Below are 15,319 nucleotides of genomic sequence, written 5' to 3'. Positions count from 1 at the left end.
CGGCCGATGCCTAGTTTCCTCGACTTTGAGAAGCCCATCGCCGAGCTGCAGGCGCGCATCGACGAGCTGCGCGATACCGGTGCCGAGGGCGCGATCGACATTTCCGCCGAAATCGCTAGGCTCCAGGCGAAGTCGGACAAGCTGCTCAAGGACACGTTTGCCAAGCTGACGCCGTGGCAGAAGACGCAGGTCGCGCGCCATCCCGAGCGGCCGCACTTTCGCCACTATGTCGCCGGGCTGTTCGACGAGTTCGTGCCGCTTGCGGGCGACCGCGCGTTCGGCGACGACCAGGCGATCCTTGGCGGCTTCGCTACCTTCCGCGGGCGCCGCGTGATGGTGCTGGGGCACGAGAAGGGCGATGACACCGCCAGCCGGCTTCGGCACAATTTCGGCATGGGCAAGCCGGAGGGCTATCGCAAGGCGATCCGGCTGATGGAGCTGGCCGACCGCTTCGCTCTTCCGGTGGTGACGTTGGTCGATACCTCGGGCGCCTTTCCCGGCATCCAGGCAGAGGAGCGCGGGCAGGCCGAGGCGATCGCGCGCTCCACCGAGGCGTGCCTCGCGCTCGGCGTCCCACTGATCGCGTCGATCGTCGGCGAGGGTGGCTCCGGCGGCGCGATTGCCCTGGCCAGTGGCAACCGCGTGCTGATGTTCGAGCATGCGGTCTATTCGGTGATCTCGCCCGAAGGCTGCGCCTCGATCCTGTGGCGCACTGCCGATCGCGCGCCCGACGCCGCCGAGGCGATGAAGGTGACCGCCCAGGATCTGAAGACGCTGGGCGTGATCGACGCGATCGTGCCCGAGCCGCTCGGCGGCGCGCACCGCGACCCCGCCGGCGCGATCCGTGCGCTTGGCGACTCGATCGAGCATGCGCTCGGCGAACTGGTGCCGCTCGCCGCCGACGCGTTGCGGCAGGACCGGCGCGACAAGTTCCTGCAAATGGGCCGGCTGAGCTGAAGCCGCGCCCGCTCGCGCGCGAACCGAAGGTTTGCGGCGTCGCACCACCATCTTAACGCCGTTGCAGGATCGCGCCTGCCGCACAGGCGGCGAGACGCCTGTTGGCGGGGCGGTTGATGCCAGAATTGATTCAGGATGGCATACGGGGGTTCGGCACGTGAGACGTCGAACGATTCCCGCGAGCGAGCAGTACGGCGCCTGTGCCTTCACAAGAAAAAGGGCGGCGTGACCGAAGTCCCGCCGCCCCCTCGATACCAATGCGCGAGCGGATCAGCCCTGCATCTTGGTCTGAACGGTGGTGAAGGTGTTGTTCAGCTGACCGCCGATGTTCCTCATCGCGGTGATCGCGGCGACGGCGATGAGGGCGGCGATCAGGCCGTACTCGATCGCGGTGGCACCCTTGCTGTTCTTCAGGAAAGCGCGAATCTTCTGCATGTCGATCTCCGAGACAATTTGGCTTCAGTAACCCGGCCGAAGAGCCTTGGAGGCTCCGACGACTTGTTTTTAGTCTCGGCTCGGTTGATAAAGGCTTAAGCTACTCCGTTCGGTTTCCAGGACTTTAGGTCGCACTCTTCGCGATGCTTCTCAGCGACCGACGAGCAGGTTGGTCGACACGGTCGTAAATACCTCGCCCAGCGCGCCCGAGACCCGCCCGAGCGATCCCGCCATCGTCAGCGCGATGACGGCGAGGATCAGCGTATATTCCACAGCAGTCGCGCCGCGATCGTCGCGGCCCAGGCGGGCGAGGAACAAGCGTCGGGTGCGAGGACGTGCCATAGCCGCATCATAGCGCCACGGGAGTTAAGGAAGGGTCGATGACGATGTTGGTGGTCGCCGCGGCGCTGCTCGACCCGGCGGGACGTTGCCTGATGCAGCAGCGTCCCACGGGCAAGCGCCACGCCGGTCTGTGGGAGTTCCCCGGCGGCAAGGTCGAGCCCGGCGAGGCGCCGGCAGCGGCGCTGGTGCGCGAACTTGCGGAGGAACTCGCCATCTGCGTCCCGCCCGAGACACTCGTGCCCTTGTCGTTCGCGAGCGATGCCGCGGACGGCGCGCCGCCATTGGTGATGCTGCTCTACGTCGCGCGCACCTGGACGGGAGAGCCGCAACCGCTCGCCGCGGCGGCCTTGCGCTGGGACGTTCCCGACGCGCTTGCCGGGCTGCCGATGCCGCCGGTCGACGCGCCGCTGCTCGCGGTGCTGCGTGACTCGCTTGCCCGCGGCGGCGCAGTGGCTTAGGGGCGCCGGCGCGACAGGTTCCCCGCAAGGGGAAGCAAGAGGGAAGCCGGTAGCGTAACAGCGATCCGGCGCTGCCCCCGCAACTGTGACCGGCGAGCCTCCTCCCGCAAGTGCCACTGGACCACCGGTCCGGGAAGGTCGGAGCCGGGGCGCTGACCCGGGAGCCAGGAGACCTGCCTGTCGTGGTTGTCCTTCGTGCGGCCGGGGTGTGCCGCGCGTTCGAGGTCTTGTCCTCGCGTGACGACGAACGGACGGCGGCGCTGCGGCATCAGCCCATGCGCCGGCGCGTCCGCGACCATGGGGGAAGACGTGACCAAGACTTGTCGCCGCATCCTGGCGGCCCTGCCGCTGCTCTTCGCGAGCGCGACTGCGCAGGCGCAAAGCGCGCAATCGACCGAGGCGCTCGAGCAGGCGACCCGCGCCGACGAGGACGTGATCGTGACAGCGGATCGCGTCGCCGCGCCAGTGACGAGCGTCGCGCAGGCGGTGAGCGTGCTCGACACGCGCACGATCGAACAGCGGCAGACCGCGATCCTCTCCGATCTGCTGCGGCAGCTGCCCGGCGTGGCGGTCGCGCGCAGCGGCGGGGTGGGCGGTGTCACCTCGGTGTTCATCCGTGGCGCGGAGAGCGATCAGACCGCTGCGCTGATCGATGGGGTGAAGATCAACGACCCGTCCGCGCCCGGCGGCGGGTTCAACTTCGGCGAGTTGCTGGTCGGCAATATCGCCCGGGTCGAGGTGCTGCGCGGCGCCTCCTCGGTGCTGTGGGGCAGCCAGGCGATCGGCGGCGTGGTCAACATGATCACGCGCCAGCCGACCGACCGATTGAGCGTCAACGCGCGCGCCGAGGGTGGGGCGATGGGCACCGGCCAGGCCTTCGCCAACGTGTCGGGTCGTGCCGGCGCGCTCGCAGCCAGCGTCGGCGCGGGCTATTACACCACCGACGGCATCTCCTCATACGCGCCGGGCAGCGAGCGCGACGGCTTCCGGCACTATGGCGGGAACGCCAGCGTCACCGCGACGCTCACGCCGGCGGTCTCGATCGACCTGCGCGGCTTCTACGCCAATGGCCGCACCGAGTTCGACGGTTTTCCACCGCCGAACTACAGCTTCGCGGATACGACCGAGTATAGCGACGCGGAACAATGGGTAGGGTACGGCGGCGTCAATGTCGCGCTGTTCGACGGCGCGCTGCGCAACCGGTTCGGATACGCGCGGACCGACATCGCGCGCACCAGCTATGACCGCGCGGCGACGCCGAGCGAGACCTATCGCTCGCAGGGACAGAATTACCGAGTCGATTATCAGGGCGTCGCCGAGCTGGGCATGATCGCGCGGACCACCTTCGGTGCGGAGCGCGAGGTGTCACGCCTGTTCACGCGCGGCTATGGCGACACGGCGCGGGGGCGCGCGCGGCTGTTCAGTCTTTATGGCCAGCTCGCGCTCACGCCCCTCCACGGTGTCACCGCGACCGCGGGCGTCCGGCACGACGATCATGACCGCTTCGGTGGCGCCACCGTCGGTGCGGCGAGCCTCGCCTGGTCGCCGAATCAGGGCAGAACGCTGCTGCGCGGCAGCTGGTCGCAGGGGTTCAAGGCACCGACCTTGTACCAGCTCGGCGGCGACAGCGGCAATCCGGCGCTGCGGCCGGAGCGCTCGAACGGGTGGGACGCCGGCGTGACGCAGCGCGCGCTGGATGGGGCGGTGGAAGCCAGCGCGACCTGGTTCCGCCGCGTTTCGCGCGATCTCATCAGCACCCGCGCCTGCGACCCCGCGACCGACGGCGACCTCTGCTCGCGCCTCGTATACGGCTTCGTCTACGACAATGTCGCGCGCACCCGTGCGCAAGGAGTGGAATTCGCACTGACGCTGCGCCCGGTGGAGGCGTTTACCGTCGCCACCGCTTACACCATGCTCGACGCGGAGGATCGTTCCGCGGGCGTGAACCGTGGCGGGCCGCTGCTGCGCCGACCGCGGCACAGCGTCGCGGTCAACGCCGACTATCGCTGGCCCTTCGGGCTCTCGATCGGGACGACGCTGACCCTGACGGGCGACGCGTTCGACGTCGGCTATGTTCGCACCGACGGCTATGTGCTCGCCGACCTGCGCGCGGCGTTCCCGCTGACCGATCACGTCGAACTCTATGCGCGGCTCGAGAATGCGTTCGATCAGCGCTATGTCGTGGCAGTGGACTATGGCAACCCGGGGCGCGCCGCTTATGGCGGGGTGCGGCTGCGCTACTGACGTGAACCGCGGCGCGCTCCTCCTCGGCCTCGCGGCGCCGGCGCTGCTCTCCGCGACGGCCCCGCGTCGGCCGCGCATCGTCTCGATCAATCCCTGTCTGGACGCGGTGCTGGTGCGCGTCGCGGACGCGGCGCAGATCGCCTCGATCAGCGTCTATTCGCACGACGCGCGGGCGAGCTCGATCCCGCTTGCGCTGGCACGCCGCTTCGCCGCCAACAGCGGCACCGCGGAGGAGGTCGTTGGGCTGCGCCCCGACCTGGTGGTCGCGGGCGGGCACGTCGCGCCCGCGACGGTGTCCGCCTTGGCACGGTTGCACGTGCCGCTGGCGCAGTTCGCGGTGCCCGCCACGGTGGCGGAGAGTGCGGCGCAGGTGCGCGAGCTGGCGGCGCGCGCCGGGCATGCGCAGCGCGGGGCCGCGCTCGCGGCCCGCATCGAGGCGGCGGCTCGGCCGACGGGGGCCGCGCGTGTGCCCGCGCTGATCGTCGGCGCGGGCGGATTGGTGCCGGGGGCGGGCACCTTGCCGGACGACCTGCTCGGCCGCGCGGGCTTTCGCAACGCCAGCGCGGATTACGGCCTTGCGCGCTGGGACGTGCTGCCGCTCGAATATCTCGTCGCCGCGCCGCCCCGCGTGCTGTTCTCGGTTGCCGCGGCACAGGGCGGCGGTGAGCGTGCCGAGCAGCACCCCGCGCTGCGGCGGCTCGCGCCGCGGCTGCGCGTGGTGCCGTTTCCGGCGCGACTGCTGAATTGTGGCGGGCCGACGATCATCGAGGCGATGACGCTCCTGCGGGCGACTCGCGCCGGATTGGAGGAGAAGCGGTGACGCGCGCTCATGCCTGGTTGCTGCTGGCGCTCCTGCTCGCCGCGGCAGGATCGCTCGCCGCGGGCAAGGTGTGGCTGCCGCTCGACGCCTGGACCGCCGCGGACCCGCGCTCGATCATCATCGTCGAGCTGCGGCTGCCGCGCACCGTGCTCGCGCTTGCCGTCGGAGCGGCGCTCGGCATCTCAGGGGCCGCGATGCAAGGGTATTTGCGCAATCCCCTCGCCGATCCCGGCCTCTTCGGCGTGTCCTCCGGTGCCGCACTGGGCGCGGTCTGCGCTTTGTTCTTCGGTTATGCGGCACAGACCTGGCTGCTGCCGCTGTTCGCGCTCGCAGGTGCGGCGACGACGATGGCGCTGCTGGCGCTGATCGCCGGACGGTCGGGCAGCCTGGTGGTGTTCACGCTGGCGGGCATGGTGCTGACCAGCCTCGCCGGTTCGCTCACCGCTCTGGCGATCAGTCTCGCGCCGACGCCCTTCGCGGCGTCCGCGATCGTGACCTGGCTGATGGGCGCGCTGACCGACCGCAGCTGGAACGACGTTGCGCTCGCGCTGCCGCTCGTCGCGCTGGGAGCGGTGGTGCTGGCGCGCACCGGCCCTGCACTCGACGCGCTTACGCTCGGCGAACCGGCGGCGCGCTCGCTCGGGGTGGAGCCGCGGCGGCTGCAACGCATGATCGTGCTCGGGGTCGCGCTTACGGTGGGCGCGACGGTGGCGACCGCGGGAGTGATCGGCTTCGTTGGGCTGATGGTACCGCATCTTGTCCGCCCGCTGGCGCGGCATCGCCCCGGCGCGACGCTGCTGCCGAGCGCGATGGCGGGTGCGCTGCTGGTGACCGTCGCCGACACGCTGGTGCGATTGGTGCCGAGCGCGAGCGAGCTCCGCCTCGGTATCGCCATGTCCCTGCTGGGGGCGCCGTTCTTCCTCTATCTGCTGCTGCGTATGCGCCGGCGGTTGGCATGAGCGGGCTGGCGACGCGCGACCTCACGCTGACGCTGGGCGGCCGGCGCGTGCTCGACTCGATCACGCTCGCGCTGGCGCCCGGACAGGTGACCGCGCTGCTCGGTCCGAACGGCGCGGGCAAGAGCAGCCTCCTGGCCTGCCTCGCCGCGCTGCGCCGTCCGGATGGGGGCGTGGCGACGCTCGACGGCACGGACGTGCACGCGCTGGCACCGCGCGCGCGCGCGCGCCGCATCGGCTTCCTGCCGCAACAGGCCGACGTTCACTGGGACGTCGATGTGCGAACGCTGGTGGCGCTCGGCCGGCTGCCGTGGCGCGGCGCTGGCGGGGAAAAAGCGGCGGACCGTGCGGCGGTGACGCGTGCGCTGGAGGCGACCGCCACCGCATCGCTGGCCGCCCGCCCGGTCGAGCAGCTTTCCGGTGGCGAGCGCGCGCGCGTGCTGCTGGCGCGGGTGCTGGCGGGGGAGCCCGAGTGGCTGCTGGCGGACGAGCCGCTCGCCAGCCTCGACCCGGCGCATCAGCTCGACGTCGGGGCGCGGCTGCGCGCGGTGGCGTCGGCGGGCGCGGGGGTGGTGCTGGTGGTGCACGACCTTAACCTGGCGATGCGGCTTGCCGACCGGGTCGTGCTGCTGCGCGACGGTCAGGTGCTTGCTGCGGGAGCAACGGCGGCAGTGATGAACCCGGAAACTATCGCGGCCACCTATGGCGTAAAGGTGGAGATGGGGGTGACCGCCGGCGGCGCGGAATTTATCGTCCCGGACCTGCGGAGGTAATCATAGCGTAGGGTCCTGCGCTGCAAGCTCGCTCGATCAGCCGCTTGCCGTGACCGCCGAAGGAGGCGGTCAGCAACGGCGGCGCGCCGTCGCTGCCGGCTATCCCGCTGCTAGCGCGGCATCGGCGTGAGCGACGGCGGCAGGTCGCTTGGCGCGCTGCCCCAGGCCTTGTTGGGCGTCGGCCCCATGACCAGCTCGAACCGCGCGCCCTCCTTCACGTCGTCGTGGCGGAACCACGCCTTGGTCCAGGGCCGCCCGTTGAGCGTCGCCGATTGGATGTACGGGTTCGCGGCGCCGTTGTTCTTCGCCACGATCTCCAGAAATTTGCCGTTGCCGAGCGTCACCGCGGCGCGATCGAACACCGGGCTCGCCAGCATATAGACGTCGCTTGACGGATCGACCGGGTAGAAGCCCAGCGCCGTCAGCGCGTACCACGACGAGGTCGCGCCCTGGTCGTCCATGCCGGGATAGCCGAAGCCCGAGGCGTCGCTGCCGTAGAGCGTGTCGAGGATGCGGCGGGTCAGCGCCTGCGTCTTCCACGGCTGCCCGCCCCAGGCGTAGAGGAAGGGCGCGTGCTGGTCGGGCTGGTTGCCCTGGACATACTGGCCGACCATCCCGGTACAGTCGCGGCAGATCCCCTTGGGCGTGTAGGGCGTAGCGAAGAAGCGGTCGAGCTTGGCGTTGAACGCCGCACGCCCGCCGAGCGCGCCGGCGAGCCCGCCGACGTCGTGCGGCACCAGCCACAAGGTCGACCAGCCCGACGCCTCCTTCATCATGAAGTTGTAATAGGGCTCCTGCGGGTCGAACGGCGCGATCCACTTGCCGTCCTCGGTGCGGCCGCGGATGAAGCCGGTGCGCTTGTCGAACACGTTGCGCCAGTTGGCGGCGCGGCGGCGGAACATGGCGGCATCGTCGCGGCGCCCGAGCCGCTCGGCCAGCTCGGCCAAGGCGTGGTCGTCCCAGGCATATTCGAGCGTGGTCGCCGCGCCCGCCTTGCCGCCCGCATAGGGCGGGCTCGGGTTGCCCGCGGGCACCTCGTCCGAGATCCAGCCGCGACGCATGTACTCGGCGAGATAACCGCGCGGACCGGCGGGGTCGGTCGCGTTCTTGCGCATGTACTCGTAGGCCGCCGCATAGTCGAACGGGATACCGCGCCGCATCGCGCCGAGATACAGGAACACCGCATTGTCGCCATGGAACGAGGTGTTCATGAAGCCGCGCTCGCGCGCCATGTCGAGCTCGGACGCCATGATGTCCTGCACGACATGGGGTTCGAGCAGCTCGAGCAGCACGATCTGGTTGCGCCCCGTATCCCAGAACGGCACCGGGCCGTAGCGGTCGTGCGTCGCGGTCTGCACCTTGCCGTTGCTGTCGGCGAAGCGCTCGCCCTTGCGCGCGATCAGCCGCGGGCTGGCGAAGGACTGGAAGAGGGTGGAGTAGAACAGCCGCCGCTGCTTCTCGCTGCCGCCGCTCACCTGCACCCGGTCGAGCAGCGCCGACCAGGCCGCGCGCGCCGCGCCGCGGATGCCGTCGAAGTCCCAGCCCGGGCTCTCGGCGCGCAGCCGCGCCTCGGCGTCGGCGTAACTCGCCCCGTGCGCGATCTTGACGAGCACCTGCTCGCCCGCGCGGGTGGTGAAGTCGGCGTAGGCGCCGGCGAACCCGCCCTCGATCGCGCGCGCGTCGGGCATCACGTCCGCGCCGCCGATGCCATAGCCCTGACCGTCGCCGGGTGACTTGCGGAACGTGCCGAAGCGCTTGAACGGCTTGGAGAAGACCGCGACGAAATAGCGGCCGTCGCGCGCGTCATGATCGTCGTTGGCGGTGGCGGCGCCGCGCACGGTCCGGTCGTTGACCACCTCGATCGCGCCGCCGCGGCGATTGAGATTGAGGATCAGATGGGCGCGTTCGGTCGCGGGAAAGGTGAAGCGCATCAGCCCGGTGGCGCGAGTCGCGGTCAGCTCGGCCTTGACGCCGATGCTGGTGAGATCGGCGGCGTAATAGCCCGGCGACGCCACCTCTTTGGCCTTGTCGTAGTAGGCCTGGGTCGAGGCCGGCGGCACGGTCCAGTCGCCGACCACAGGCATGACGAAGGGCTGTGCGCGCCCGCCATAGGTCGGCCCGCCGCCCGCGGTGAAGCCGATCATCGCCGGGTTGCTATAGTAATAGGGCGTCGCCACGCCAGTGGGGTAGCTGAGCGGCACGTTGACGTTGACCGGCGCCGCCTCGACCGCGCTGTGCGGCAGCCGCGCGCCTGGCGAGGTGATGCCCGAATAGGTCGGCTCGCCCGGCGGCGGCGCGTTGCCGATCAGCTCGGGGCGGTCGAGCGGTGCGGTGCCGACGCGCGGGTCGGCGAGGTCGACACCCGAGGAGCTCGCCTGTTGGCCGTAGCCACCGCTCGCCGTCAGCGCCGCGAGCGCCACCGCGCCCGCCCAAGTCGTCGCTCGCCGCATCGTGCCTCTCCCGTCGTGCCCGGCAATCCGCTGCTGCCGTGCTACGATGATGATTAGGCCGATAAATCAAATTGTTTGTCAATGGCGGTGCGAGCACACGGCAGGGTGCCCAGCACCTGCTGTTTCAGCATGCTGGTCAGGAACCCTGCGGCAAGCAATCAACCGCATCATTGGAGGCGCGACCGGGAATCGAACCCGGGTGCAAGGATTTGCAGTCCTCTGCGTCACCACTCCGCCATCGCGCCTCGATGCGGTGGAGGCGCGCATCTGCGGGCAGCGGCGTCGCCTGTCAAGCGCTGCCGCGCGGCAAAGTATTGGCGAAGCCGCGCGCGCGCGATACAAACCCGCCACGCGCAACGTGTGTTGCATTACTAAAACAGCTATGTCACAGGAACGTCCGATGACCGCCTCCGCTGCCACCCTTCGTGACGACGACTTCACCGCGATGCGCCAGGCGATGGTGGCGAGCCAGCTGCGCACCGTTGCGGTGACCGACCCGCGCGTGGTGGCGGCGATGGCGGAAGTGCCGCGCGAGCGCTTCGTGCCCGCGGACTCGAGCGCCATGGCGTATCGCGACACCGCGATCGCGCTGGGGCAGGGGCGCGCGCTCAACACGCCGCTCGCCACCGCGCGGCTGCTGGTGGAGGCGCGGCTGACCCCGACCGACCGCGTGCTGCTGATCGGTGCCGCCGCGGGCTACACCGCCGCGGTGCTGGCGCGCATCGTCCAGGAAGTGGTCGCGGTCGAGGAGGATCCCACGCTCGCGGCGCACGCGCGCGCGGCGCTCGCCGGCGAGGCGAGGGTGACGCTGGTCGAAGCACCGCTCGCGCACGGCCACCCGGAGCGCGCACCCTATGACGTGCTGCTCGTGGATGGCGCGGTGGAAGAACTGTCGTCGACGCTGCTGTCCCAAGTGGTCGATGGCGGCCGGATCGCCACCGGGCTGATCGATCGCGGCGTGTTCCGCCTCGCCGCGGGCGCGCATCGCGGCGCCGCGACCGCGCTCACGCCCTTCGCCGACATCGACTCCGTCCGGCTGCCCGGCTTCGCCAAACCGCGCAGCTTCACTTTCTGATCGAGGTATCCGCTTGCGCCGATCTTCGCTGCCGCTGCTCCCGCTGCTCGCGTTGGCGAGTGCACCGCTCTCCGCCGAGACGCTGCGCGACGCATTGGCCCAGGCCTATCGCGACAACCCGACGCTGACCGCGCAACGGGCGGCGCAGCGCGCCAATGACGAGAACGTGCCGATCGCACGCGCGGGCGGCCGGCCGGTGCTGTCGACCTCGACCGGAGTGAACGAGAACTTCCTGCGTGGCGGCAACAGCTTCACCACGCCCGAGCGCCAGCTCAGCGCCTCCGCGGGGGTGACGCTGCCGATCTACCAGGGCGGACGCGTCAAAAACGGCGTGCGCGCCGCGGAGGTGCGCGTCGAGGCGGGGCTGGCCAACCTGCGCGGCGTCGAGGCAAGCACCTTCACCGACGTGGTCGGCGCTTATAACAACGTCATCCGCGACGAGGCGATCGTCGCGCTCAACGCGCAGAACGTGCGCGTGCTCGACACCAACTTGCGCGCCTCCCGCGATCGGTTCGAGGTGGGTGATCTCACCCGCACCGACGTGGCCCAGTCGCAGGCGCGGCTCAGTCTTGCGCGCGCCCAGCTTCAGTCGGCGCAGGCGACGCTGATCTCGAGCCGCGAGAATTACGTCCGGCTGGTCGGCACGCCGCCGGGCACGCTGGAGCCGCCGCCCGAACTCCCCAAGCTGCCCGACAGCGCCGATGCCGCGGTGGAGATCGCGGTGCAGGACAATCCCAACCTGCTCGCCGCCCGCAAGGTGCGCGAGGCGACCGACTATGACGTGAAAGTGGCGCGCGCCAACCGTCTGCCCCAGCTCGGTGCCACCGTCTCGCAGAACTACTTCAACTATCTTGGCACGCTCGGGCGCGGCAACGCGGCCGGGCTGGGAGTCGGGCAGACCGGCACCTCCACTGCGATCGGCGCGTCGGTCAACCTGCCGATCTTTCAGGGCGGTCGGCCGGCGGCGCAGCTGCGCCAGGCGCAGGAGCTGCGCGGCCAGGCGATCGAGCAGGCGACCGCAGCGGAGCGCCAGGTGATCGCGCAGGCGCGCTCAGCCTATGCGGTGTGGCGCTCGTCGCTGGAGGTGATCGCCTCGGCGGAGGCGGCGGTCAACGCCAACAAGCTCAGCCTAGAGGGCGTCCGCGCCGAGAACAGCGTCGGCACGCGCACCATCCTCGACATCCTCAACGCCGAACAGGAACTGCTCAACAGCCAGGTGACGCTCGTCACGGCGCGGCGCGACGCTTATGTCGCGGGCTTTTCGCTGCTGGCGGCGATGGGGCATGCCGAGGCAGACGATCTCGGACTGGATGGCGGCGCGCTCTACGATCCGACGGTCAATTATCGCGCGACGCGTGGCCGCTTCAACGATTTTGCCCGTACCCGCGCGGCTGAGCCCGTCGCCGCCAGCACCGCCGACGTGCGCGCGCAGGACGCGACCGTGACGCGCCCGCTGGATCCTCTGCTCGAGAGCAATGTTGACAGAACGCCCGCGTTGACGACAGGTGTGGATCGACCGCGCCCTTGATCTAGCGCGGAAAACACGGCTGTGGGGACCAAGTGATGGCGGATCTGAACGCCGAACCGTCGATGGAGGACATCCTCGCATCCATCAAGCGCGTGATCAAGGAAGGGGAGACCCAGCCGGCGCGTCGTCCCGCGCCGCGTCCTCTCGGCGGACATGATCGCGACCCGGTGCTCGAGCTCAACGATTCGCTTGCTGCGCCGGCGCCTTCGCCCGAGCCCGCGCGGGCGGCCGAGCCTCCGGCGCCGAGCTTCACCGCACCCGAGACGAGCTTTGCTGCGCCGACACCCGCGCCGTTCCCCACCCCGGCCTCGGCTCCTGCAGCCAGCGCGGCGGCGGCGGAGCCCAGCCCCGCGGTGTCGCCCGCTACGGTGGAGGCGACCCGTGGCGCGCTCGGCGCGCTGTCGCGCCTGGTGGTCAAGCCCGAGCCTGACAGCGACGGCACGCTCGAGGGATTGGTTCGCGACATGCTGCGGCCGATGCTAAGCGAGTGGCTGGATCACAACCTGCCGCGGCTGGTCGAGCAGATGGTGGCGCGCGAGATCGCGAAAATCACGTCCGGGCAGGGCTGAGGTCGCGAGCCGATCCGGGGTTGAACCGGCGCCGGCTCGGCCCTTCTGCAGAACAGCTTCTGCACAGGGCCGGAGTGTTCTTCCTCGTCGGTCATTTTGACAGGCTTGGCCGCGTCGGTAGCGGCGGGAGAGGACGGATCGCTCGCCGAGGCGCGCTTCTCATGACCGCAGCGGCAGCCGCAGCGCCACCACGAGCCCCGGCAGCGCGTCGTCGAGCGTGACTCTGCCGCCGTGCAGTCGCGCCACTGCCGCCACCAGCGACAGGCCGAGCCCGGCGCCGTTGCCGCCGCGTGCCTCGTCGACCCGGCCGAATCGGCTGAGTGCCACCGCGCGGTGCTCCGGTGCGATGCCGCTGCCCTCGTCCGCGACGCTCACCGTGGCGGCGTCGGCGGCAAGCGTCAGACCTAGCGTGATCGTGCCGGCGCCGTATTTCAGCGCATTGTCGATGAGATTGCCGAGCGCCTGCGCGATCAGCTCGCGATGCAGTGGCAGCATCAGCGCAGGCGGCGCGACGACTCGGATCGCACGCCCGGCGTCCTCCGCGATCGGGCCGTAGATTTCGGCGAGTTGTTCGAGCTCGTTGGCGAGATCGACCGGTGCGAAGGTCTCGCGCCCGATCCCGGCCTCGGCGCGGGTGATGCGCAGCGCGGTTTCGACCAAAGCGAGGACGCGTTCGCCCTCCGCCCATGCGCGGTCCACCGCTTCCTGCGCGGCGGGCTCGCTCACCTGCGCGGTGGCGCGCTCCAAAGCGGAGCGCAGCCGCGTCAGCGGTGACTTGAGATCATGCGCGAGCGTGTCGGTAGCGATCGTCAGCTCGCTGACGAGCGCCTCGACGCGCGCGAGCGTCGCATTGACCGCACTGGCAAGCAAGGCAAAGGCGTCGCCGCTGCGGTCGTCGGCGACCCGGCGGGAAAGATCGCCGCCGCGTACCGCGCGCAGCGTCGCCACCGTGTCGTCCAGCCGGGTGACGATCATCCGCGCGGCCAGCCAGGCGGCGAGCGCGGCAAACGCCACCGCCAGCGAGAGCGCGACCAGCATCGCCGCCTCGAGCAGCCGTACCGTACGGCGCTCGCCCTCCACCACGCTCCCGGTCAGCAGCCGTGCTCCGTCGGGCAGCCGCGTCGCGCGCACCAGCATCGCCTCCGGCGCATCGTGGCGACGACGGTAGAGCTCCACCGCAACGGTGCCGTTATCCGGTGCGACGTTGGGCGGCCAGGCGGAGAGATTGCCGGCGAGGGGGTGGCCGCTGGGGTCGGCGAGCAGCACAACCGCCCCGGCGCGCGGCGCGCGGGCGGGACGTTCGCCGCGCAGCCCGATCGCGCGCGCCATGCCGGCGGTCCCCGCGTCGGCGCGGATCGCGAGCAGATCCTGCCGCAGGACCTCCTCGGTGGCGAGCGCGCGGTCGTACACCTGACCGCGCACGATCGCGCGCAAGGTCAGCAACAGGGTGGCGGCGGCAGCGACCTGCAGCAGGAACACGAGCGCGGCGAAGCGCGCGGTGGTCGAGCGCCAGTGCACGTCAGGGATTGACGCCGAGCCGGTACCCGGAGCCGCGGACGGTATGGAGCAATGGTCGCGCGAAGCCCTCGTCGACCTTCTTGCGCAGCCGGCTGAGATGCACGTCGATCACGTTCGTTCCAGGATCGAAGTGATAGTCCCATACGCCTTCGAGCAACATGGTGCGGGTGACGACCTGCTCGGCGTGGCGCAGCATGAACTCGAGCAGGCGGAACTCGCGCGGTTGCAGCTCGATCGTCCGTCCGGCCCGCTTGACCCGCCTCGCCAGCAGGTCGATTTCGAGATCGTCGCAGTGCAGCACCGTCTCGACCGTCGGCGACGAGCGGCCGCGTCGCAGCAGCAGCCGGATGCGCGCGAGCAGTTCCGCGAAGGCGAACGGCTTCACCAAATAATCGTCCGATCCGTTGGTCAGGCCCTTTACCCGGTCCTCGGGCGATCCGAGAGCGGAAAGGACGATGACCGGCGTTTCGATACCCGCCCCCCGCATCGCGGCGAGCACCGCCATGCCGTCGATCCCCGGAAGCATGCGGTCGAGCACGATACAGTCATAGCTGCCGTCGGTGGCGTGGAAGAGCCCGTCGCGACCGTTATCGGCGCGGTCAACCACGAAGCCTTCCTCGCTCAGCCCCTTGGCGACGAACTCGGCCGTCGTCGCATCGTCTTCGATCAGCAGGATCTTCTGCGCCAATCCGTCATCCTCACCGCGCTTTGACCACGATCGGCAGGTCACGCGCGCCGCGCCGCACGATCAGCCGTACCAGCGGGTGTGTTGCCACCTCATACTGCACTTCGGCAAGCGTCGCGGGCGCGCGACCGTCGACCCGCTCGATCAGATCGCCGACGCACAGCCCGGCACGCTCGGCCGGACCGCCCGCGCGGAGGCTGGTGATCATCGGCAGCACGCCCCGTGCCGGCGCCGTAGCGACGAGGGTCGCGCCGACGCGATCGGCGCGTGGCTGGTGAAGCTGGTGCAAGGCGTGTAAGGCGATGGCCGAACCGAGCGCAGCGAGCACAGCCGAGGCGAGCACCGCGCGGTCGAGCGGCTGGAGCGCGGTCATGCGCGACGATCCTCGCGGCAGCGCCGGGGCAGGTGCCGTCTGGACGAGGGGCGGGACGGACAGTCCATGCGGCGGGGCTCCGACGGCGGCTCGACACGACCCGCCATACCCTTTTGCCGCCGCGCGGCTGTTCGCG

15 protein-coding genes, 1 tRNA gene and 1 riboswitch are annotated in these 15,319 nt (G+C 70.4%); of the genes, 9 read left to right on the top strand and 7 right to left on the bottom strand.

Annotated elements, in window-relative coordinates:
• Positions 1-6 precede the first annotated feature (6 nt).
• The gene (locus ACMGDM_RS00170) at positions 7-957 is read left to right on the top strand and encodes an acetyl-CoA carboxylase carboxyltransferase subunit alpha (RefSeq protein WP_436802123.1); all 951 of its coding nucleotides are present in this window, start codon (positions 7-9) and stop codon (positions 955-957) included.
• Positions 958-1,227: 270 nt separating this feature from the next.
• Here ACMGDM_RS00170 and ACMGDM_RS00165 read toward each other — a convergent pair whose 3' ends face one another.
• Both ACMGDM_RS00165 and ACMGDM_RS00160 read right to left on the bottom strand, forming a co-directional pair.
• A complete protein-coding gene (locus tag ACMGDM_RS00165) occupies positions 1,228-1,392 on the bottom strand; it encodes a Flp family type IVb pilin (RefSeq protein WP_436802122.1) in 165 nt (54 codons plus the stop codon).
• 150 nt (positions 1,393-1,542) lie between these two features.
• Complete coding sequence (locus ACMGDM_RS00160; protein ID WP_436802121.1) at positions 1,543-1,734, bottom strand: Flp family type IVb pilin; 192 nt, start codon at positions 1,732-1,734, stop codon at positions 1,543-1,545.
• A gap of 44 nt (positions 1,735-1,778) precedes the next feature.
• Here ACMGDM_RS00160 and ACMGDM_RS00155 point away from each other — a divergent pair, with 44 nt between their 5' ends.
• The 5 genes from ACMGDM_RS00155 (at position 1,779) to ACMGDM_RS00135 (ending at position 6,985) form a co-directional block, all read left to right on the top strand.
• Positions 1,779-2,192 carry a (deoxy)nucleoside triphosphate pyrophosphohydrolase gene (locus ACMGDM_RS00155; protein ID WP_436803596.1) on the top strand — a complete coding sequence of 138 codons (414 nt, stop codon included), beginning with the start codon at positions 1,779-1,781 and terminating at the stop codon, positions 2,190-2,192.
• A riboswitch (cobalamin riboswitch) is annotated at positions 2,191-2,387 on the top strand. It overlaps the preceding gene by 2 nt.
• Before the next feature lie 114 nt (positions 2,388-2,501).
• On the top strand, positions 2,502-4,436 hold the full coding sequence (locus ACMGDM_RS00150) for a TonB-dependent receptor plug domain-containing protein (protein ID WP_436802120.1): 1,935 nt from the start codon (positions 2,502-2,504) through the stop codon (positions 4,434-4,436).
• A gap of 1 nt (position 4,437) precedes the next feature.
• Complete coding sequence (locus ACMGDM_RS00145; RefSeq protein ID WP_436802119.1) at positions 4,438-5,256, top strand: ABC transporter substrate-binding protein; 819 nt, start codon at positions 4,438-4,440, stop codon at positions 5,254-5,256.
• A complete protein-coding gene (locus ACMGDM_RS00140; protein ID WP_436802118.1) occupies positions 5,253-6,215 on the top strand; it encodes a FecCD family ABC transporter permease in 963 nt (320 codons plus the stop codon). Before ACMGDM_RS00145 ends, ACMGDM_RS00140 begins: the two co-directional genes overlap by 4 nt.
• Positions 6,212-6,985: an ABC transporter ATP-binding protein gene (locus tag ACMGDM_RS00135; protein WP_436802117.1), complete on the top strand. Its 774-nt coding sequence runs from the start codon at positions 6,212-6,214 to the stop codon at positions 6,983-6,985. The genes ACMGDM_RS00140 and ACMGDM_RS00135 overlap by 4 nt, the downstream gene beginning before the upstream one ends.
• Positions 6,986-7,095: 110 nt before the next feature.
• Here ACMGDM_RS00135 and ACMGDM_RS00130 read toward each other — a convergent pair whose 3' ends face one another.
• Positions 7,096-9,435 (bottom strand): GH92 family glycosyl hydrolase, encoded by a 2,340-nt coding sequence (locus ACMGDM_RS00130; protein WP_436802116.1) that lies wholly within the window; start codon positions 9,433-9,435, stop codon positions 7,096-7,098.
• 171 nt (positions 9,436-9,606) lie between these two features.
• Positions 9,607-9,680: transfer RNA gene (locus tag ACMGDM_RS00125), tRNA-Cys, on the bottom strand.
• A gap of 155 nt (positions 9,681-9,835) precedes the next feature.
• On the opposite strand from ACMGDM_RS00125, the gene ACMGDM_RS00120 reads away from it, so the two are divergent.
• The 3 genes from ACMGDM_RS00120 to ACMGDM_RS00110 are packed head-to-tail and all read left to right on the top strand — an operon-like array spanning position 9,836 to position 12,607.
• Entirely contained in the window at positions 9,836-10,510 is a 675-nt protein-coding gene (locus tag ACMGDM_RS00120; RefSeq protein WP_436802115.1) for a protein-L-isoaspartate O-methyltransferase family protein, read from the top strand.
• Between the two features lie 13 nt (positions 10,511-10,523).
• On the top strand, positions 10,524-12,038 hold the full coding sequence (locus ACMGDM_RS00115; RefSeq protein WP_436802114.1) for a TolC family outer membrane protein: 1,515 nt from the start codon (positions 10,524-10,526) through the stop codon (positions 12,036-12,038).
• A gap of 35 nt (positions 12,039-12,073) precedes the next feature.
• Positions 12,074-12,607, top strand: coding sequence for a DUF2497 domain-containing protein (locus ACMGDM_RS00110; protein WP_436802113.1), 534 nt, complete (start codon positions 12,074-12,076; stop codon positions 12,605-12,607).
• 159 nt (positions 12,608-12,766) lie between these two features.
• Here the strand turns inward: ACMGDM_RS00110 and ACMGDM_RS00105 are convergent, their stop codons facing one another.
• The 3 genes from ACMGDM_RS00105 to ACMGDM_RS00095 are packed head-to-tail and all read right to left on the bottom strand — an operon-like array spanning position 12,767 to position 15,183.
• Positions 12,767-14,125, bottom strand: a complete 1,359-nt coding sequence (locus ACMGDM_RS00105; protein ID WP_436802112.1) for a sensor histidine kinase — start codon at positions 14,123-14,125, stop codon at positions 12,767-12,769.
• Between the two features lies 1 nt (position 14,126).
• A complete protein-coding gene (locus tag ACMGDM_RS00100; RefSeq protein WP_436802111.1) occupies positions 14,127-14,813 on the bottom strand; it encodes a winged helix-turn-helix domain-containing protein in 687 nt (228 codons plus the stop codon).
• Between the two features lie 10 nt (positions 14,814-14,823).
• On the bottom strand, positions 14,824-15,183 hold the full coding sequence (locus tag ACMGDM_RS00095; RefSeq protein WP_436802110.1) for a PDZ domain-containing protein: 360 nt from the start codon (positions 15,181-15,183) through the stop codon (positions 14,824-14,826).
• Between the last annotated feature and the right edge of the window lie 136 nt (positions 15,184-15,319).

Source organism: Sphingomonas larreae (genome assembly GCF_051400595.1).
In the GTDB taxonomy this organism is placed as follows: domain Bacteria; phylum Pseudomonadota; class Alphaproteobacteria; order Sphingomonadales; family Sphingomonadaceae; genus Sphingomonas.
The sequence above is the reverse complement of the archived record's forward strand: the minus strand, read 5'-3'. Positions and strand labels throughout refer to the sequence as shown.